This window comes from Pseudoalteromonas sp. SG44-17, assembly GCF_014164235.1.
GTDB lineage: Bacteria > Pseudomonadota > Gammaproteobacteria > Enterobacterales > Alteromonadaceae > Pseudoalteromonas > Pseudoalteromonas rhizosphaerae.
The window spans coordinates 85,754-105,396 of the sequence record NZ_JACJEV010000015.1 but is presented as its reverse complement, the minus strand read 5'-3'; the positions used below and the strand labels follow the sequence as shown (position 1 = coordinate 105,396).

Annotated in this window: 17 protein-coding genes and 2 pseudogenes; 10 read left to right on the top strand and 9 right to left on the bottom strand. The window is 40.1% G+C overall.

What is annotated here, in order from left to right; all coding sequences use genetic code 11:
* Positions 1 to 185: pseudogene (locus tag H5182_RS12380) on the bottom strand (hypothetical protein); the annotation flags it as partial.
* Between the two features lie 24 nt (positions 186 to 209).
* Entirely contained in the window at positions 210 to 1,202 is a 993-nt protein-coding gene (locus H5182_RS12375; RefSeq protein ID WP_182760113.1) for a hypothetical protein, read from the bottom strand.
* Positions 1,203 to 1,753: 551 nt separating this feature from the next.
* On the opposite strand from H5182_RS12375, the gene H5182_RS12370 reads away from it, so the two are divergent.
* Positions 1,754 to 2,134 (top strand): VOC family protein, encoded by a 381-nt coding sequence (locus H5182_RS12370; protein ID WP_182735284.1) that lies wholly within the window; start codon positions 1,754 to 1,756, stop codon positions 2,132 to 2,134.
* Between the two features lie 106 nt (positions 2,135 to 2,240).
* Positions 2,241 to 2,477 carry a hypothetical protein gene (locus tag H5182_RS12365; protein WP_182760112.1) on the top strand — a complete coding sequence of 79 codons (237 nt, stop codon included), beginning with the start codon at positions 2,241 to 2,243 and terminating at the stop codon, positions 2,475 to 2,477.
* 279 nt (positions 2,478 to 2,756) lie between these two features.
* Here H5182_RS12365 and H5182_RS12360 read toward each other — a convergent pair.
* Positions 2,757 to 3,161: pseudogene (locus H5182_RS12360) on the bottom strand (zf-TFIIB domain-containing protein); the annotation flags it as partial.
* A gap of 41 nt (positions 3,162 to 3,202) precedes the next feature.
* Positions 3,203 to 3,796, bottom strand: a complete 594-nt coding sequence (locus H5182_RS12355; protein ID WP_182760110.1) for a DUF4202 domain-containing protein — start codon at positions 3,794 to 3,796, stop codon at positions 3,203 to 3,205.
* Between the two features lie 137 nt (positions 3,797 to 3,933).
* Here H5182_RS12355 and H5182_RS12350 point away from each other — a divergent pair, with 137 nt between their 5' ends.
* The gene (locus tag H5182_RS12350; RefSeq protein ID WP_182760109.1) at positions 3,934 to 4,665 is read left to right on the top strand and encodes a winged helix-turn-helix domain-containing protein; all 732 of its coding nucleotides are present in this window, start codon (positions 3,934 to 3,936) and stop codon (positions 4,663 to 4,665) included.
* 172 nt (positions 4,666 to 4,837) lie between these two features.
* Positions 4,838 to 5,170 carry a hypothetical protein gene (locus H5182_RS12345; protein ID WP_182760108.1) on the top strand — a complete coding sequence of 111 codons (333 nt, stop codon included), beginning with the start codon at positions 4,838 to 4,840 and terminating at the stop codon, positions 5,168 to 5,170.
* 35 nt (positions 5,171 to 5,205) lie between these two features.
* Here the strand turns inward: H5182_RS12345 and H5182_RS12340 are convergent, their stop codons facing one another.
* The 3 genes from H5182_RS12340 to H5182_RS12330 form a co-directional block, all read right to left on the bottom strand.
* A complete protein-coding gene (locus tag H5182_RS12340; protein WP_182760107.1) occupies positions 5,206 to 5,670 on the bottom strand; it encodes a mechanosensitive ion channel family protein in 465 nt (154 codons plus the stop codon).
* Positions 5,671 to 5,754: 84 nt separating this feature from the next.
* Positions 5,755 to 6,213, bottom strand: coding sequence for a thioredoxin (locus tag H5182_RS12335; RefSeq protein WP_182732410.1), 459 nt, complete (start codon positions 6,211 to 6,213; stop codon positions 5,755 to 5,757).
* Between the two features lie 122 nt (positions 6,214 to 6,335).
* Entirely contained in the window at positions 6,336 to 7,214 is an 879-nt protein-coding gene (locus tag H5182_RS12330; protein ID WP_182732409.1) for a LysR family transcriptional regulator, read from the bottom strand.
* Positions 7,215 to 7,499: 285 nt separating this feature from the next.
* Between H5182_RS12330 and H5182_RS12325 the strand changes: the two genes are divergently transcribed.
* From H5182_RS12325 to H5182_RS12305, 5 genes are all read left to right on the top strand, one after another.
* Entirely contained in the window at positions 7,500 to 9,071 is a 1,572-nt protein-coding gene (locus H5182_RS12325; protein ID WP_182760106.1) for an NADH-quinone oxidoreductase subunit L, read from the top strand.
* Positions 9,068 to 11,491 (top strand): YbcC family protein, encoded by a 2,424-nt coding sequence (locus tag H5182_RS12320; RefSeq protein WP_182732407.1) that lies wholly within the window; start codon positions 9,068 to 9,070, stop codon positions 11,489 to 11,491. The genes H5182_RS12325 and H5182_RS12320 overlap by 4 nt, the downstream gene beginning before the upstream one ends.
* Positions 11,492 to 11,496: 5 nt before the next feature.
* Positions 11,497 to 12,294 (top strand): DUF6671 family protein, encoded by a 798-nt coding sequence (locus H5182_RS12315; protein WP_182732406.1) that lies wholly within the window; start codon positions 11,497 to 11,499, stop codon positions 12,292 to 12,294.
* A 12-nt stretch (positions 12,295 to 12,306) separates the two neighbouring features.
* The gene (locus H5182_RS12310) at positions 12,307 to 13,314 is read left to right on the top strand and encodes an L-threonylcarbamoyladenylate synthase (protein WP_182735289.1); all 1,008 of its coding nucleotides are present in this window, start codon (positions 12,307 to 12,309) and stop codon (positions 13,312 to 13,314) included.
* A 478-nt stretch (positions 13,315 to 13,792) separates the two neighbouring features.
* Positions 13,793 to 14,287 carry a hypothetical protein gene (locus tag H5182_RS12305; protein WP_182757538.1) on the top strand — a complete coding sequence of 165 codons (495 nt, stop codon included), beginning with the start codon at positions 13,793 to 13,795 and terminating at the stop codon, positions 14,285 to 14,287.
* Here the strand turns inward: H5182_RS12305 and H5182_RS12300 are convergent.
* Positions 14,284 to 15,489 carry an anhydro-N-acetylmuramic acid kinase gene (locus H5182_RS12300; RefSeq protein ID WP_182735291.1) on the bottom strand — a complete coding sequence of 402 codons (1,206 nt, stop codon included), beginning with the start codon at positions 15,487 to 15,489 and terminating at the stop codon, positions 14,284 to 14,286. The two genes, H5182_RS12305 and H5182_RS12300, sit on opposite strands and share 4 nt — an antisense overlap.
* Positions 15,490 to 15,690: 201 nt before the next feature.
* On the opposite strand from H5182_RS12300, the gene H5182_RS12295 reads away from it, so the two are divergent.
* Positions 15,691 to 18,435: a TonB-dependent receptor domain-containing protein gene (locus tag H5182_RS12295; RefSeq protein ID WP_182757540.1), complete on the top strand. Its 2,745-nt coding sequence runs from the start codon at positions 15,691 to 15,693 to the stop codon at positions 18,433 to 18,435.
* A gap of 353 nt (positions 18,436 to 18,788) precedes the next feature.
* Here H5182_RS12295 and H5182_RS12290 read toward each other — a convergent pair whose 3' ends face one another.
* Complete coding sequence (locus H5182_RS12290; protein WP_182735293.1) at positions 18,789 to 19,634, bottom strand: SMP-30/gluconolactonase/LRE family protein; 846 nt, start codon at positions 19,632 to 19,634, stop codon at positions 18,789 to 18,791.
* Positions 19,635 to 19,643: the final 9 nt, after the last annotated feature.

Genomic DNA, 19,643 nt, shown 5'->3' with positions numbered 1-19,643 from the left:
TGACCACACGACTCTGAATAGGCCGACTTTATCAAAAAAGGAAATTCTGGCACTGAGCCATCTTCTGTTTCAATCGTCACAACAATGGGCCCACGATAGCCATGAGCCTTATCGAATACCGTAGTGCAACTTGTTGTCAAAAAACACGCCAGTAGCACACTCATGTACATTACTAAATTTTTCACACTATTAACCTTCTATTTTAATAATTATTTAGCGCTAATAATGGGGTTGTCGGCACTGCCACTAATTTGGTAGCCATAAATAGTGGCAAGTTGCGCCAGCTCAGGCGATAAAACAAGGCCGTTGTCTGTATCAAACAATAGCCCTAACTCTTTTAATAAATCAGCTTTATTGTTTTTTAAAATATAACCAAGCGCTTCATCTCTTTCATAGCGAGTCATGCTTTTATTAAAGGTATTGCGAATAAGCTGGCTTTTATTTGTACCGCTTGCGCGCTTAAAATTGATGTAGCGTTCGCCTAGTTCGAGTAGGCTCTTATCAAGGCCAACATTGGAAAAGTTGGCCTTTAAATAACTCATATTTGCAACCTCAGCAAGCCCCAGCAGCGTAAGTAACTGCGTATCAAAACCATAATTGTCAATAATGGACTGATTAAGTGCAGCAGTTAGCTGCGCAATTGCTGCGCTATCATCAATGCTACTTAATTTGCCAAACACCCAGCTTGCAGGCCCTCTAAAAATAGGGTGCCCTTTTTCACTGGCAAAAAAGCTAACTCTGTCTTTAACTGCATTGTTAGGATGTAATGTAAAATACATCAGCGCTTCACGTAATCTAAGCCCACCTATTTCATCACTATTTAAATAGGTAACAAAAAACGATTCAGCGCCTGCATTCGGGCCTGCTGACAAAATATTTAAACTAATACTTTTATGGACAATGGCTGTTTTATCTGTGCCCGCTGCAAGTAACTGCATTTCATTTTGCAGATAGTTATACAGTTTATATTCGTAAATATGGTTTGTTAGACCCATTTTACTATTTAATATTGTACCCAGTACTTCATCTAATTCTGTTGTATTAGGATTCGGTTTTTCACGCTCAGTATTATTACTCGTTTCAGCCGCGTTTAACTGCTCAACTAAATTGGGGATTTGACTAAGCCCGTTATCGGACTGGCTGGAAAGTTGCTTGATTTGAGAGTCAACAGCACCAATATCTGACACTGTGACAGCTGCCAAATTGATACTTGTAATTAAAAGAAGAAGTGAAGTTAATTTTAAAATAAAACTAACACGAAATTGACTATTAAAACCAATCATCCTGAATGTACCATATTATTATTTCCGTATAATTAAAGAATAAAAAATATACTCGGTTAAATTTAGAGTAACAGTTCAATGTTACAATGAAAAACTATTCATTCACATAAAAACAAACAAACAAACAAAAAACCAACCTTAAATACTAGGTACATTCTAAAAAGAAATACTCAATCCGAATAGAATAAAAAACAAATCGATTAAAAAACTTTTCTAACAAATGAAGTGTGCTTAATTACCAAGAATATTAACCTAAGAGTTGAAGCCAGTTATTATTCTAAACTTATTAGTAAAAAAGTGTGATTATGAATAAATAGCAGCAGTACTAAATAGTACAGCTGTGTTGCAAATTGACCTAAATGATGGCTATTTTATTGACAACCCATTTTAAGTGTTTAGTTTTACCTGATGTCGCAAATCTCAGGAAACTGTGCTTTATTTAAAAGATGTAAACTTAAATAGAATCATCAATGGAATTAATCAATCAGGTTATCTATGTTGATAACGTTGAAGAAACCTTAGACTTTTATTATCAAGCGTTTGGTTTTGGCACCCATACTCTCAGCGATGATGCCGAATATGGTGAGCTTGCCACAGGCGATATAAAAATTGCTTTTGCGAATCACCCATCTGCTCAAGCCCATTTTAAACAAGGTTATATACGCGCTCACCCAAAGCAACCAGCGCTAGGTTTTGAGCTGCGCTTTAGCTGTACTAATCTCAGTGAAAGTTACGATAAAGCGGTGCTTGCTGGCGCAGAGCCTCTTTGCCCCCCTAGCTGTAGAGGAACTCAATATTATGCCTACGTAAGAGCCATTGAAGGTACTTTGATCTGCTTAGTACAAGCCTAGCCCTTCATCAAAACAGCATTAAAGTTTAACTTTGTAGCAATATAAGCCACACGCAACTGTCATCTAATTTCCTTATCTTAGCGGTAATTTAAATAAGGAGATTAATATGAATACATTACTACTAACATTGATGCTACTAAGCCCAACTGAAGCGCTAGTGACTGAACAAATCAAACTGCAAACCACTGAAACACTAAAAGTTATGCAAATTGAACAGCAGACACAGTTGAAAACACAAGTCATCGCCACATTAGAAAATATAGAATTGGTATTGCCTGTGGTTGTTGATAAGCAAACTTTAGCGAAAGTACAAAACGTAAAACAGCAACTTAATCAAGACTAAGTTGCTCTGCAGAGTTAGTCCAAAAACGAAGCTAAAGCGATTTCAACTAAACTCTCGGTATTTTTGTTGTGGTTTTTCTTAATACCTCGCTGGCTAAATCGATTAGTCGGTATTTCAAAATGTATAATACCAATCGACTTAAATATTTAACCATTCTAGTGAGCTAAATAAAGCGCTAACTGCGTTATAATTTTTTCAAGTAGAACAACTACATGTCAAAATTTACGCCTTGTTATCACTCCATTTATCTGTCGCTATAAATGGTCAGTAACTTAACACGATTGGTATAAAACCATGATTATTGGCTTGCTGGTTCACTAGTAATTGTTTTTCTTTCGCTGTTAAGTGATTGTCGTGAATTTTATTAAGTTCTTTTGGATCTAGCCAAATACCCGCACAACTTGGGCACTCATCAATTTCGACCAAATGAAGAGGTGTAAAAAAGCGCCGCATCATCACGATACTCGGGCACTTAGGGCAATTAATTCGTGCCGTTAAATCAACGTCTGTGTCAGGTAAAGCAGCCAAGTGCTCAGCAAGCACCAGCGCTCTTTTTAAAGATGGATCACTAAAATTAAAAATCTGGCGATTATCAAAAAATACCCCACCATTGGCGGATGAGAAAACCTCGATCCCCCCGACCATTAGTTTAGTGAGTTCTATATTTGTCCTTGGGCAGCGCATATCCAGCTCCTTTGCATTTTATTACTCATCGCAGTGAGATATTAACTCGGTGCAAGCGCCTTTTCAATTAGCGGTACTAACGGCGCTGGTAAAGTAATATTACCCGCCAACACAAAGTCATGTGCCTCAGTTGACATTTTTTGCCACGTACGTTGTAAAATACCGATCCATTTTTGCTCATCATAATCTGGTTTTGTTTGCGCAAATGCCAACATATAATGCTCAATAAACACCAGACTTGCGATATCTTCCACCAATTGGCTATCAAGGTTACGCTTGATTTGTTTTTTAGCAACAGCATCATAGACACGCTGCTGATCTTCGTCAGAATAACCAGCTTGTTGCATTAACTCAACAACCATTGACGCGTGAAAAACATACAACGCACTGCGCCACTGATGATAGCCTTGCTTATCCATAGGGAAATCACTACGCGGCGAACACCAACGCTTTATGTGCTGTGCTCTAACAGCAATATGCATTAGCTCATCTGCATCAGGTTTAAAACGGTTTAACATCTGCGTCATACGCTCTGAATATAAACGCTCTTTAGGCCAAACCGTATCTGCGAAATGTTCTTGATTTGGATCTTGGCTGTTTGCTTCATCAATTAACGCTATTACATGCTCAAACATTTGGGTAGCCACTACAATTAAATTTATAAGCTATTTTAATCAGCTCAATAGTAATTAGCTAGTTGAAAGAAAGACAAAAGCAAACCTAACTTGATACAATTAGCCAAAAATGCTCTCATAATAATAAAAGGACTTTTATGCTATACGCCCTTATAACTTTGCTACTCTTTTTTGGTTTTAGTTTTAACGCTGATGCCACCTGTTTTGACCTTGCATATTTCGTTGAAGGGGTTCGTATTGGCTCGTGCAGTGAAGATAACGCAAAGGATGTGCCCGTTACTCTTTACCTGCTAATATGGCTATTAATAAACACGGCTTTCGCTCAGCTAATATTAGCGCCGCGATGTCACCTTGTCGTGAAGTGTGTGCTTTTCATTTTAGCGCTTCCATTAAGCCCACTTGTGCTAGGGGTGACCTACCTAGGACTGGGTATTAATAAAGGAGTAGAAACGTTACGCGAACGCAATAAACCGGCGATACCCACTGCAGACACAACCACAGCGTTACCACCAACAATTGCATCAGCGCAAACATCGGCAGCATTACCACAATTATTCATCGGTCAATTTCAATTTAATCAAACAGAACACAGTTTGTGTAATGGCCAACACAGCACCATTTTAGAGCCCAAGTGCTTACAAGTTTTAAGCTATTTAATTGAGCAACAACCGCGCATTGTTAGCTTAGAGGAATTACACAACAATATTTGGCAAAATCAGATAGTAACTGATACGGCAGTGCGCCGGGTGATCAGCAAACTGCGTCTAGCGTTTGATGATACTGATACAAAAAACCCTAAATATATAAAATCAATTATGAAACGCGGTTATCAGCTTATTGCCGATGTTAAACAACAAGGCACTGAATAATAACAAATTATATTTTACACATTTAGTTATAATCATAGTTATAACCATGATTATAACTAAGTCATGATTAATGAATGACTTAGTTATCGTGCTTTTTCTCACTTAAACGTACTTTGAATTGGTCAGGTGCAAAGCGCCCTATTCAAACTTACAAACTTAAAAAGGAAAAACCATGAAACAATTAATTCTGATCAGCGTCGTTTTAATTTTAGTTATTTGTAGTGTATTACTGAGCCTAAATGAGCAGTGTATGATACTGGGTGAACAATTGGCATTTAGTTTACAAGTAGGACACTGTGATTTATCAACCGCAACTAATGTGCCTGTCCCATCTATAGCACTGATCTTTTGGATAATAATGAATGTGCTCTTTGCCTACCTTTACCCAAAACAAAATGTGGCAAATGGCTATAAAGTTGCCACGTTTGTACTTGGGTTTCCGGGCACTTTATTTGTTTATTTAATTGCGCAAGTAGCTCGTTCAACCCAAAAGCAAAAAGGTTAAAGGGCGCCCGTAGCGGGGTAATAATAATGAAACCGCTACGGGTTATTTATTGTGACTTTATTACTCAGGATTAACGAATTAGGTACTAAATGACGACAGCCTTCGGTCTGTAAAGTAATGTATCTGAGGTTTAAATCAACCACCTCACCTTTACAGCTAGCGACTTCGATGTTATCACCTAACTTAATAGGCCGATAAAGCACAATCATAATACCTGCTACTAAGTTAGATATTGCATCTTTAAGCGCAAACCCCAATGCAAAGCCCGTTAAGCCTAGACCTGCCACCAACCCTGTTACATCAAAGTCAAGTTTACCTAAAGCTAAAACCGTACCAATAAAAATCAAAATGGCTTTTTGCGAATTTGAAATCAGCCTAAATGATTCCGCGGCATGGCCATCAAAACGACGTTCAACCTTTTTCAGTGCAAAGTGAAAAACTAAGCTTAAAACAAAACAGCCAACAAATACCAAAATAGCAGCAATAATTTTTTCATTCATAGATAAGCGCCATATTAAATAAACCAGCTCTTTAGTTAATAGATTTACTAACAGATTAATTCATTGAGCAAAGCTGTGTCTAAATTAGTTAAACTGAGTGAGATCAACTGCTAATGAATGCTTGGGCTTTTCAATCATGCGGGCAAGTTCTATATCACCCTCTTTTACTATAATTGTCGCGGTGTACTTTAACTGATGTGCTTTTGCAATGCCTTTATCATCTTGCTTATCGAATCCTACCGCCACTAATTTTAAACTTTTTAATGTTAACTGAGATTGCTTAATCAGCTTTAACAATCTTGGTACTTCACGTTCGCTGTCATGGCACCAAGTACCAAACAGCACTAGTATATCTTTACCAGCTAGTTTCTTGATTGTATTTAATTCGTGTTGAGACGGTTTAAAACTATCGTACTGCTGCTCGAAGCCGTTGTAATTTTTTAATAAATTAGCAGCGCTGATCTGCCCGACCAAAGGCTCTTGTGCGGCAAAACTAACACTGCATAGCAACAAAAACCCTATCATTACAACCTGTTTCAACATACTTTTCTCTTATTGATTGAGCACTTAAAAATTGACTAAATTTTCAGAGATGTGGATAAATTAGCAACTAAGATGCCGTTATTGAAAACCTAATCACGCAGCATAACGATGCTTGAGTAATATTAGCACTTTACTGCGAGTAATTGCTTTAAACTATCGGGAACAAATTTACGCTGTGCTGTAATGGCATAAAAATGCTCGTAAGCATCAGGTAAGCGCTGGTACTCAATTAATACCCCTTGCTCTATTTCATCTTTTACGACCACCGATGGTAATACCGATAATGCCCCACTATCACGTGCCAGTAATCGCAGCATCGCCATATCATCGGCTTCTGCTTTAATTTCTGGTTTGTATTGCCAGCGAGCACACAATGCATTAAATGAGTCCCTTATTGCCGATGTTTTACTGGGTAATACCCATTGTGCGTTTTCATAGCCAATTGGAAACTCACTACTGATTTTACCATCAGCAGGCCCTACGATAGCCAACGGTTGACGCGAAACTAACTGGCTTTGCCATAACTCATTATGATGCTCTGTTCCTACGGGTTTATTTGTCAGTACTAAATCTAATTCATGCTCCGCCAAACCATTTAGCAAACCATCCATACGCCGTGCGGTTAAAGAAAAAGTGACCGAGGAAGAGCTTAACAATGGATTGATAAATTCTTCAATAAAATTTCGCGATAGCGTATTTAAGACTCCAATAGAAAGGTGTTGTTTTTCAGCAATTGCACCTTTGCTCAAAAACGAAGATAACTCTTCACCAGTGCTAAAAATGTCGTTGGCATAGGCTAATACACGTTTACCCATATCTGTAAGCTCTAAGCTTCGGCCTTTTCGCTCAAACAAATTAACGTTAATCGTGTGCTCAAGTTGCTTTATTTGGGTTGATAGAGCCGATTGCGAAATATGCAGCTCTTTAGCAGCTTGCGTTAGATTACCTAGCAACGCGACTCGCCAAAAATAATAAAGATGATGATAATTAAGTCGGCTCATGAATAGTTAACTTAAATAGAACGTTTAGATAGATTATATCTATTTTTTTTCGCCTTTCAACTTTGTCATACTAGGTCCTGTTGACCTTTCAGGATTGAAATTTGTTCTATCTGGGCAGAATCCTTCGGGCAGCGGGTGTTTGGCATTTACGCTGCGTTATCACCTATTTATGGGGAATAACCACACGAGATAGGTTCTGCCTTGCCTAAAAGTTAAACATACGGCTGCAAAAGTAGCCTCGAAAAATAAACAGCCCCTAATTGCATCAATTAAAAGGAGCAGTAAATGAGTGAGTTAATTATTTCACTGTTAATGTTGGCTATCCCCCTTAGCATGCTGCTAACGGCTTACATTATCGGTAACAAAACCACGGCCAATAATGGCAAGGCCATCTTTTATGTACTTATCGCAAATGCTCTGTTACTTATAGGTGCGTTAACTGCTCAGACTACTTTCTCCCTGTCGTTAATATCAGCCCTTTCTTTCACAACCACTCGAATCATTATGCTGGCGCTAATCGTGTTTATCGGCATTTGCTTGGTAAGGTTTTGTCAAAACTATATGGCTGGTGAGCCACGTATTAATTACTTTTGGCGATGGTTATTGACGACCTTATCGGCTGTTACTCTGGTTGTATTAAGTAATCATTTAATTCTATTTTGGCTGGGCTGGCTATCAATTAGTCTCGCGCTACATAAGTTATTAATGTTTTATCCTAACAGGCCACGTGCAGCACTGGCCGCACATAAAAAATTCATTGTCGCCCGTTTAGCTGAAACATGTTTGTTCATCGCTTTTGCACTGCTATATAACGTACACGATACCTGGTTGATCACTGAGATCACTGCGGCCTACATAAATAATACCGCCGAGCTAACATTGAGTGAGCAACTCGCAGGCAGTCTTATTGCACTGGCTGCGCTGATCAAGTGCGCACAGCTTCCGTTACATGGTTGGCTTATCCAAGTTGTTGAAGCGCCAACTCCTGTCAGTGCGCTTTTACATGCAGGGGTGATTAACCTAGGTGGTTTTTTATTAATTTTATTTGCGCCACTGTTTATGCAAGCAACAATTGCCCAGTGGTTAGTGCTGGTCGTAGCAGGGTTAACCACTGTAATTAGCGCCTTAGTCATGACGACTCGGGTCAGTGTTAAAGTTCGACTCGCATGGTCAACCAGCGCACAAATGGGTTTAATGCTCTTAGAATGTGCATTAGGACTTTTCGAACTGGCGCTCATGCATCTAGTGACACATTCTATGTATAAAGCATACGCATTTTTAAATGCAGGTAACGCAATTAATGAAGATATTAATCGCCGTCATGCACCAAAACATACTCCCTCATTAGCTGATTGGCTCAGAGGCATGATTATTTCAACAGTTATTGTTTCTTCGGCATGGTTTATCAGTGGTTACAGTGGCGCTATCAGTGTTTGGTTACTACTAACATTAGCACTCACAATACTGATTGCTACAAAGCACGGTATTGCAGGGAGGAGTATGCTAATACCCATCACTTTTATCGCTCTTATTGCGACCTTAAGCTACGTCGGATTAAAAACACTATTTGGCTTAGCTGTCGATACCACAGCATGGCGTGAAGCGGCATTTAGCATCGCTGATATCTGGGCTATCGTACTGATTACAACATTAATGGCATTAAGTTACTTTCTTCGCAATCAAAGCCAACACCCTAAAGTAAAAGCACTCTCAACCATGTTATTTGCAGGGCTGTATCTTGATGAATGGTTCACTCGGTTAACCTTAAAACTTTGGCCTATTCGCCTTCCCGTTGATAAGCAAACAAATACGAAGCACCACAACCAGACGTTTATTGCAAAGGAGTCACAATTATGAATACCGCTACCTCCTGTAACACTGAGCAAGCACTTAACAATACAGAAAAAGCGATATTAGCAAAAGTATGTGGCTACATTGCACCCAGTTGGCCACTTGATCAAATGATTGCTGTGAATCCCTTTTGGCACATGCGCGATATGCCCATCGAGCAAGTCAGTGCTCGCATAAGCGTATTGACCAATGCCAAACTACAAATGCCTAAAGCTTATTATCAAGCAAAATATCAACAACAAGCAATCACCGATGAAAACTTACGTGATGCAACCCATATATTAGGAGTTGTTTTAACACTTGAACAGCTAAAAGAGTCACTGAAAATTGATTTACCACTGATGCACTGGCATAACATTTCTGACTTGCTTGATACTCAACGAGATCCACATAAGATGGCTTGGCACGATGAAATTATTCATCAAATCAGTCAATTTTGTGCGGCACATTATCAACAGCTTGGCCCTATGCTACATCGTAACGATATTTCTCAAGTCAGTGATCTCTACCATCATTGGTTAACAGTGATCAAAGCAGACAAAGGGGTTAGTATCATCATGGATGAAAAACACCTCAACAGCTATTTTGCTCAGTTACCTGACTCAGCTGACCAATTAATTGTAGAAACAATCAATACGTTAGGAATTGACGAGGACTGCTTAGAGTATTATGCCCATGCCCTGTTACTCGATATTAATGGCTGGGCTTCGTGGCTGGCGTATTTACGTTGGCAAGGGGACTTATATCAACAGCCCCACGATGAAATGTACCAATTATTAGCGATACGTATGGCGTGGGATTTAGTTATTTGGCGTTACCTTAAGGACCATGATAAGCCAAGTTATGCGTTGTTAAGCAGTCAATGGCAGCAAGAAAAAGCACAAATATCCGAGCGTTTAAATAACCATAAAATTGCTCAGCGTCCAATATGGGTGTGGGCTAAAGCAGCAGAACTAAATTATCAACAAACACTGCAACAAAAGCTCATTAATGCTGATAAAAAAACCGTTACTAAGACACAATTACAGGCGATATTTTGTATTGATGTTCGCTCAGAAGTGATGCGCCGAGCATTAGAATCACAAAGCCAAACCATTGAAACATTCGGCTTTGCAGGCTTTTTTGGCCTGCCTATTGAATACCAAGCCCATTCTAGTGCCCTTAAGCGGCCACAACTTCCTGGGTTATTAAAACCGATAATTCAGGTCAGTGAACAACATACAAACAATAAAACGTTATCAAAGCGAAAGCTTACAGCGGCTTGGCAGAGCTGGTCTAAAGCCGCACCAGCTGCGTTTTCAATGGTTGAATCCGCGGGTTGGTTATACGCGTTTAAACTGCTAAAAAATACTTTTTTAGCAAGCCGTGATGGCATACAGTCAAGCCATAACGAGCAATGGCAATTAAACAAAAATGATCAGCAACTTAATGTTCAAGATAAAGCAGAACTTGCATATACGGTATTAAATGCCATGGCGATAGAACACTATGCTGAGACTATATTGTTGGTCGGTCACGGTAGCCATACTACCAATAATTTACATGCAGCTGGCCTTGATTGCGGAGCCTGCGGAGGACAAACAGGTGAAGTTAATGTGCGTGTGTTAGCGTCATTACTAAATGATCAGCAGGTTCGCCAAGCATTAAAAAAACGCGGATCCACTGTCCCCACAAACTGCCAATTTGTTGCCGCGCTACACAACACCACAACCGACCACATTACAATTTTTGATGAACCACTGAACGACACAACTAAGCAATGGTTATCAGCGGCGACTCAACAAGCTCAGCGCGAAAGAATACAGCATATCGAACCAAGCCTAGCATTGAAGTCACACCAAGAAATAAACAAAGCCTATCAGCAGCGAGCAAATGACTGGTCACAAGTTCGTCCTGAGTGGGGGTTAGCTAATAATGCCGCATTTATTGTTGCTCCGCGAAGCTGGACTCGCGAGGTGGATCTACAAGGCCGCAGCTTTTTACATGATTACCAGTGGCAACATGATACTGATTTTAGTTTATTAGAGCTCATTATGACTGCACCGATGATCGTCACCAACTGGATTAATACCCAATACAATATCTCGGTCACAGATAACTTTAAATATGGTAGTGGTAACAAAGTACTGCATAATGCAGTGGGAGGAAATATAGGCATCTTTGAAGGTAATGGCGGTGATTTGCGCATTGGCCTTGCTATGCAATCATTACATAATGGTGAAAAATGGATGCATGAACCACTAAGATTAAGCGTCTATATTGCCGCTCCACAACAGGCAATTGCATCGATATATGAAAAACATAGCATGATCAAAAACCTGGTAGATAACGACTGGCTAAGCTTATTTCGGTGGGGTGATAACAATGAAATCGAGCGCTTTTTTAAAGGAAGGTGGCATAACTGTATTCATGCCAATGAAGGTTAACAACAATGCCACACATCGTTCTTGCGACTAAGCATCAAAAATCACGCTGGATTGCTCCTTATCTTGAGCCTTTAGGCTATCAGATTAGAGAGTCTGACGCATTTGATACCGATTCATTGGGCACCTTTAGTGGTGAAATTGCTCGTACATGCTCACCTGAACAAGCAGCATTAACTAAAGCAAAACAAGCGTGTGAATACAGTAATGCTGCATTTGGCTTAGGCAGCGAAGGAAGTTTTGGTGGTGGTCCTTATTTTGGCTTAGTTAACTTCAATACTGAATTACTTTGCCTGTATCAGCGTGATACAAACACAGCTATTTATGGCCATGCTGCTGGGCCATTTTCACCCATTAGCTTACCCATTGAACATCATACAACCGCACAAACAATAGCCGAAAAGCTAGCCAAGTTTGAACAGCAACATTGGATATTAACATTGCCGCATACGCTTGAAAAAGGCCTAAGCCTAGATGAATTGCTAGCAAGGTTTACTTATCATTTACCATCTTCGGGGAAAATCATCCCCGATTTAAGAGCCATGCATAGCCCTGAACGGCAAACTATGATCGCAAACGCAGCGAAAGATTTAGCAAGACGCTTAACGTCATTTTGCCCCCAGTGTAAGGCAGCTAATTTTGTGATTAAAAAGGCAATAGCCGGGCTAATTTGTAGCCAATGTTCATTACCAACCAAGCAAGTTAAGCATCATCTAATCGCTTGTGATCATTGCCAACATAGCTGTGTTGTTCCAAGCAACAACGCGTTGGCTGATCCAACTTATTGTCAAATTTGTAACCCATGAGACTAACACTAAATGACACCATTTAATTCAACTAAAATGTTATCAGGCGAGCAAGGTATCGTAGATGCGATCAGCTTGCTTAAGTCGGGGCAATGTGTCGCACTGCCAACCGAAACAGTATATGGGCTTGCCGCAGATGCAACAATTCCTAGTGCCGTATTAAAAATTTTTGCTGCTAAAAAACGACCTGAAAGCCATCCCCTGATTGTACATATTCCTGATCAAAGTCATTTAACCCGATGGGCAGAGCAATTACCGGCCTGTGTAAAACCACTTGCAGATGCATTTTGGCCAGGCCCCTTAACGATGATCCTTAAAGCAAAAACAGGATTAAATAATCCTGTTACAGGTGGTTTGCATACTATTGGTTTACGAGTACCAGCAAATGCTTTATTTTTAAAAATATTAACCGAACTTGATACCGGTTTAGCCGCGCCGTCAGCAAATAGCTACAAACAATTGAGTCCAATAGCACCAGAGCAAGTTATCAACGACCTAAATGGTCGTATTGCGGCGGTGTTAGATGGCGGGAAATGTTCCTATGGCATTGAATCAACCATACTGGAAGTTACTGATCAAACTCTGCGTATTTTGAGGCCAGGTCCTATTAGCGCAGTAGAAATTGAGCAGGTAACAGGACTAACCGTGGCAGTACCTTTAAAACATAACGAAATAGTGCCAGGCAATGTCAGCGCCCACTATCAACCGAATACTCCTACAACATTGATATCGCTTGAACAATTAATCACTGAGATTAATGAGCATGACAACGATAAAACACATTATTTAGTGTATTCAAAAACTGCCATCGATGCGCTGCTATTTAAACATGTGCCTATTAACAACATCACATGTTTAGCAGAAGAACCTCATGATTACGCAAAAAATCTCTATGATTCGCTGCATCAAATCGATAAACACTCATGTTTAACTATTCTGGTAGAGCAACCACCACAAGAGCAAGCATGGTCAGCAGTAAACGACAGACTCTCACGTGCAGCATCGACGTATATCGGCTAAGTAAATATTTAACTTAAAACTTTGCAAGTCATTTGATTTAACCCTAGGCTTGCAAATCACAGTCACTATCCATTGTTTTATCCTATTTATGAGACCCAAAACCTTGCTTAAATTATGATAAATATCGATAACACTGAACATGTAGAATCACAATATATTATTTTTAATCACACCTAAGATTTCGCCACAGTAGCAAGACTATTTGATCAGTAAATGTTTGATAGCAAGTTGAGCCGCCAAAAAATTAGTTAAGAGTAAAATACCAAGCCAAAAACTTAACATCCTCCCATCTAAGCACATATGACTCTCTATCCCTTATGAATGGGGAAACAATTTGAAACGAAATGAGAAAGTACATTGTTTTAGCACGGCTAAGTTGAAAATGATGAAAATACGTTCAATTAGTCATAAATCTGCAATTAAACTATAGGATAATTTCCATTCGATTTAATTAACCTAGAAAAGACGACAGACCTCAATGACCACTCCTTTAGTGCGCTTGAACTTTGCACTGCAATCTTTTGAAGATCCGCTATCAGCTGCCATGGCACATACTATGGAGTACGATACGCTGCATCTAAATGCAAACGCAGAGCATGAAATTAGACTGCTTTGTGTATTACCAGAAGATGCGCATGAAGGCGACACTATTTCGTTAAGTGCAACACATATAGCAGCGCGTGATGCACGTTACTTTATGCAATACACACTGCGTCTGAGCGATATAGAAGCCGGTACGGTAACGCTGACACTTGAAAAAATAACTCTCAGTGATGAAAGTGACGAATATGTGCTGCAATTAATGTTGCATGGTTTACATGCCACCCTCAAAGACAGTGCTGAATTTGATGTCGCAATCAAGGAATATGGCGCAGGTTATATACCACAATACGAGCCGGCCCTAGTTTCTAAAAGTCATTCACTGCGCCAATATATGACAAGTTTTAGTAGTTCATTTTTATCATTATTTTAATCCGCAAAGCTGACTTTACCCATAGTAATGGTGGGTATGCCCTGCGCTTGATTACCAAAACGTTGCTGGCCACCTGCTAAACATTCGTTCGCTAAAATCGCAAACAAAACTGCTTCTTTCGCATCTGGGTCGATACCTAGAGCATGGGTATTTTTAATCTCATGTAACTGTGGACACAAAGATAAAATATGCTTCATCAACAGTGGATTATGTATTCCCCCACCACTGGCATAAACTGTAACATCGGCTAATTTTTCACTGCATTGATTAATAGCCTGTGCAATCATCATCGCCGAAAATCGATTTAGTGTTGCCATTACATCTTCGTGGCTTAGCTCTAGGGTGTTGGTTGTCGTTTGTGCTTGGTGTAAATAAGCCAAATTGAAAACTTCAGGGCCTGTCGTCTTAGGAAAGTCCAAATTAAAAAATTCATCTTGGCATAACTCATCCAACAGCGGCTGATTTATCTGGCCTCGGTTGGCAATTAAACTATCTTTGTCATAATGAAGCGGCGCAAAATAACGTTGTATATAAGCGTCCATGATTGTATTACCTGGTCCAATATCAGAGCTAAATACAGCGCTCGCATCAGCAGATTGTGGTAAAAAAGTCAGGTTAGCAATGCCGCCCATATTCAGTAATATACGATTTTCAGTTAAGCTGCTAAAAAATAAATAGTCGCCATATACTGCAAGTGGTGCGCCTTCTCCGCCCGCTGCAATGTGCTTTTGTCTAAAATCGCCAATCGTGGTAATACCAGTCGTAACCGCTAAATGGTCGCTATCACCTATTTGCAAAGTACCATGATTAAAATCGCTCTGGTTATGCTGACTTTTAGGGCAGTGATAAATAGTTTGCCCGTGACTTGCAATCACATCAATATCAGCTGCAGCAACTTCCCATTTAGCTAAACACTGCAATACCATTTTGCCATGTAATTGCCCCACCCAAGGATGAAGTAAAGTAACTAACTCCAAATCACATTCGCGTTTGGCAAATACTGTTTTTATTTTTTGTTTATAGTCATCATCATAATCAACAGTGTCAAAGGCTAACACATCAATTTGGGTGTTCATGCCATGACCTGAGACTTTGCACAATGCAACATCTAACCCATCTAATGACGTTCCACTCATCAGACCAATTATTAATCTGTGTTGTTTTTTAGCGCTGTTATACAGTTGTAATATATGCTGATGCATTCTTTTTACCCTTAAAAATCAAAATACTAATTAATGTATATGCATTTCAAACTCAAGAATACTTTATACCTTAACTTTAAATATTGAAAGAATAATTATTGCAAACAAGTTAAAAATGCTTTAAAACTTACCAACACACTGAGTGTACCGACAACGATAAAATTCATAATAGCAAAAAATACATAACCACGGGAACTGACCATGAAACACTGCAAACCTAACTCAATGCGCCCACTCCACCTGCTATCTCCAATTGCACTGGCAATTATTGCTACTACTAGCCCTGTTTTATTGGCCGCTGAACAGCAAGAAGTGCAGCAAAAAAAACCTGAAGTAATTACTGTTACTGGCTCTCGAATTCAGCGAACGGAATTAGTTTCAAGTAGCCCAGTAGTGAGTGTTGACGAAGCACAAATACACCTAGATCGCGCGGTGAATGTAGAAGATATTACCGCAAAGTTACCACAAGCTGCAGCGGGAGCTAATAGTACAGGTGCAACGGTAGGTGACTCATTTGGCTCATCGACTATTGATTTACGTGGCCTTGGTCAAAACCGAACTTTGGTATTAATTGACGGTACGCGCGCTGTGCCATTTAGTTTTCGTAACTCAGTTGATGTCAATACAATTCCTGCCGGTTTGATCAAACGTGTTGATGTTTTAACAGGCGGTGCAGCTGCTGTTTATGGCGCCGATGCAGTAGCTGGCGTGGTTAACTTTGTGCTTGATGATGACTTTACCGGCGCTGAGTTTTCAAGTAGTTATGAAACAGCTGATGGTGGCAATGAAAAACTTAATTTTGAAGCCATTTTTGGTGGCGATATAGCTGATGGTAGTGGCCATATTACTGGCTACCTTGGTTATTCTGAACGTAAAGAGTTACTTGCTGGTGAACGTGATTATGCCTTAGAGAATGGCGCGACTATGATTAATAGCGGCGGGTTATACACCGATGTTGCCAGTGGTAATAGTTTAGCGATTAATGATGCAGGCCAAGTCGTGAGCGATCGTCAAACCAATGACTTTACCGGCGACCGCTATTTAACTCAGCCTATGGACAGATTTTCTGCTGGTTTATTATTTGATGTGGATGCCAGCGACAGCGCAATCATTTATGGCCGTGCGATGTATTCTAAAGTAACCGTTAATGGCGCCGGAGCCAGCGGCCAAACACCTATTTTTGTTAATGAGCAAGTAACTCTCACACAAGATAACCAATACATTCCTGATGAACTTCGCCAACAACTCACCTTTGATGCTGATGGTAATGCGCTAGTCAATGTTGAACGTAATTTAGGCCTTGGCGTACAGCATACTGAAGCCGTGCGAGATTCATTGCAATTTCAACTGGGTTTAAAAGGCGATATTAACGATTATTTACGTTACGATATTTATGGTCAGTATGGTCAAACCGATGAAGTAGCAACGATCTATAAAAATGCTTACAAAACCGATAAAAGTGGCAATAGTCGCTTTGCCAGTATAGCCAATACCATGGATATTTTTGATCCTAATTTAGATCTAGGCGAATTTAGCGACCCACTACTTTATACCACTCGCGAGCGAACGCAGAGCGTGTTTGCTGCCACCTTATCAGGTGATTCAAGTGCCATATTTGAACTACCTGCCGGTTATGTCGATTTTGCAATTGGTTATGAATACCGCAAAGAAACGGGCAAGCAAACACCGGGAGATGCATTTAGAAATGGCACTAGTTTTGCCGCTGTTAGCGCCTTTGATATGGATGCCAGTTTTGACAGTAGTGAGTTCTATGCAGAACTATTAGTGCCGATCTTAGTTGATATGCCATTTGCAAAAGAGCTTAGTTTTGAGGGCGCGTATCGTATTTCTGATTACTCAAACACTGAAGCAGAAGACACCTATAAACTGGGCATAAACTGGGCAATTAACGATGATATCCGTATCCGTGCGAATAAACTTACGGCATTTAGAGCACCTAACTTAGGTGAATTTGCCAGCCCAATCACCTCTCTTTCACTGGCATTGTTTGATCAAGATAGCGACCAATTCGTGCCACGTTTAGCAGGTCGTTTTAATGGTGATCCATGTTTGCTAGGTACGGGTGACGCAGCACAATGTGCCGCATTTGGCGCACCTGCAGTTGGTACTGAATTTGATAGCAGCTCTGCCGCTTATACTTACGGTGGTAACCCAGATATAAAACCAGAACAAGCTGAATCAGATACTTTAGGCGTGGTTTACACACCCAGTTATATCGATGGCTTCGATGTATCTATAGATTATTACAGCATTCGCGTAACTGATGCAGTAAGCCAAATCCAGCCAGGTGCAGCATTACAGAGCTGTTATATTGACGATCCAAATCCTAATAACCCATTGTGTGGCGCAGTATTACGCGATCCAAACACAGGCTTTATTAGCACCGCGATCGTAAATGACTTTAACCTTGCAGCGATTGAACAAGCTGGTATCGATTTAGCAGCCAACTATGTATTTGATGCACCAATGGATTTAGGCGGTCGCTTTAGGCTCTCATACCAAGGTAACTTTGTAACAAAACAAACTCGCCAAAATAATAGCACCGTAGCAGAAGTTGATTGTAAAGGTACTTATGGTAGTGCTTGTTCAGGCGATTTTGCGAGTATCTTACAAGCCGATTATAAACACCGCGCCACCTTTGATTGGCAGCTAGATACCATGAACTTCCAATTAGGCTGGCGCAGAATCGGTGAAGTAGACTACGCTGTAGATAGAACAGAAACAATTTCAGCACAAGACTACATGGACTTTGCTGCATCGTGGCAAGCAACCGAGACTATCGCGGTTAACTTTGGCATCGATAACCTGTTTGACAAAGCACCACCAACACCTGACATTGGCGCTAATCACTTTAATACTGTGAGTGATTACAGCGTTATTGGCCGTACACTAGGGGTTGCAGTTCGTTACTCACCGAGTTTTTAGTTAATCCCCTATTGCCTATAGCAGCACAGGATTAAACCCTTAAAGCGCACCCTGCCCGGTGCGCTTTTCATATTAGATTAGTTGAATCAAAACATTTGCTACTCATCTTGCAGATGGACTCTAAGTAACTTATTCACAAATAAGTCATGAGACGCTGCGCTGATGAGGAAATGTTGACGCCATAAATAGCGACCTACATGGGTAAAGGTTCTAAAAAGTAACTAGGTGCTAGGATTAATCCGTTGCCCGTCGTATTTCTGGGTGTCTCATTTACCCTCATTCACTTCTCTTTGTGCAAATTAGGGTCTTTAAACAATCACAACTAAGTCAATTCCCACTGAATGCCCGCAGTTTTACTCCAAATTTATCACTTCAATCGCACCGCGTTTTTGCATAGTTACAAACAGCTTGGTTTGCTGGTCATTAAATGCCACATTGGTTGGATGCTGCCCTGTTAAAGTATAGGTTTGCAATATCTTACCTGCGGGGCTAATTTTTAAAATAACACCTGCGCCATAACGGGCAACATACAGGTTACCTTGGTTATCAACACGCATGCCGTCCATACCATGGTCGTCAAATGTGATCAGCGGCTGCTTATTGCTGATGTTTAGCTCACTATCAAGATCATACTGCCAAATAACCCGCTGCACGCTTTCGTTTACGTAGAGTTTACTATTGCTGTTATTAACCGCCACACCATTGGTGGTGCCCATATTATCTTCTAATAATTGAGTACTGCCATCTGTATTTATACGCCATAATTTGCCGGTAGCATCAGCCCAATTAGGGTCGCTGGCAAATAATACACCGCGTTTGGTAATCGCAATATCGTTTGGTTGATTCATGGTTTTATTATGAGCAAAAACCTCAACGCTTTTACTATTAGCAGGCACTTTTAAAATATTATGATTTACATAATCCGCAATATAGAGATTACCTTGGCTATCAAATTGCAAACCATTACCAACGCTGTCATTTGGCAGCTTTAAAAATAAGCTGGCTTTACCATTGTTATCAACCTTACCAATGGTGCCCTGCTCAGCAAAATTAACTGCGTATAAATGCTGCTTATAAAAAACAGGTCCTTCAACGCCTTGAGTAAACACATTATCAGGCACAAACTCCTTACTGTGCTGCGCAATACTGGTGGCACTAAAAAGTGCTGCACAGCTCAATCCACAGATCATCGCTTTCATTTTATTATT

Excerpts from the sequence above, each read along its gene's own strand:
- H5182_RS12370 (WP_182735284.1), top strand. The coding sequence starts at position 1,754 with ATGGAATTAATCAATCAGGTTATCTATGTTGATAACGTTGAAGAAACC.
- H5182_RS12365 (WP_182760112.1), top strand. The coding sequence starts at position 2,241 with ATGAATACATTACTACTAACATTGATGCTACTAAGCCCAACTGAAGCG.
- H5182_RS12355 (WP_182760110.1), bottom strand. The coding sequence starts at position 3,796 with ATGTTTGAGCATGTAATAGCGTTAATTGATGAAGCAAACAGCCAAGAT.
- H5182_RS12350 (WP_182760109.1), top strand. The coding sequence starts at position 3,934 with ATGCTATACGCCCTTATAACTTTGCTACTCTTTTTTGGTTTTAGTTTT.
- H5182_RS12345 (WP_182760108.1), top strand. The coding sequence starts at position 4,838 with ATGAAACAATTAATTCTGATCAGCGTCGTTTTAATTTTAGTTATTTGT.
- H5182_RS12340 (WP_182760107.1), bottom strand. The coding sequence starts at position 5,670 with ATGAATGAAAAAATTATTGCTGCTATTTTGGTATTTGTTGGCTGTTTT.
- H5182_RS12335 (WP_182732410.1), bottom strand. The coding sequence starts at position 6,213 with ATGTTGAAACAGGTTGTAATGATAGGGTTTTTGTTGCTATGCAGTGTT.
- H5182_RS12330 (WP_182732409.1), bottom strand. The coding sequence starts at position 7,214 with ATGAGCCGACTTAATTATCATCATCTTTATTATTTTTGGCGAGTCGCG.
- H5182_RS12325 (WP_182760106.1), top strand. The coding sequence starts at position 7,500 with ATGAGTGAGTTAATTATTTCACTGTTAATGTTGGCTATCCCCCTTAGC.
- H5182_RS12320 (WP_182732407.1), top strand. The coding sequence starts at position 9,068 with ATGAATACCGCTACCTCCTGTAACACTGAGCAAGCACTTAACAATACA.
- H5182_RS12315 (WP_182732406.1), top strand. The coding sequence starts at position 11,497 with ATGCCACACATCGTTCTTGCGACTAAGCATCAAAAATCACGCTGGATT.
- H5182_RS12310 (WP_182735289.1), top strand. The coding sequence starts at position 12,307 with ATGACACCATTTAATTCAACTAAAATGTTATCAGGCGAGCAAGGTATC.
- H5182_RS12305 (WP_182757538.1), top strand. The coding sequence starts at position 13,793 with ATGACCACTCCTTTAGTGCGCTTGAACTTTGCACTGCAATCTTTTGAA.
- H5182_RS12300 (WP_182735291.1), bottom strand. The coding sequence starts at position 15,489 with ATGCATCAGCATATATTACAACTGTATAACAGCGCTAAAAAACAACAC.
- H5182_RS12295 (WP_182757540.1), top strand. The coding sequence starts at position 15,691 with ATGAAACACTGCAAACCTAACTCAATGCGCCCACTCCACCTGCTATCT.
- H5182_RS12290 (WP_182735293.1), bottom strand. The coding sequence starts at position 19,634 with ATGAAAGCGATGATCTGTGGATTGAGCTGTGCAGCACTTTTTAGTGCC.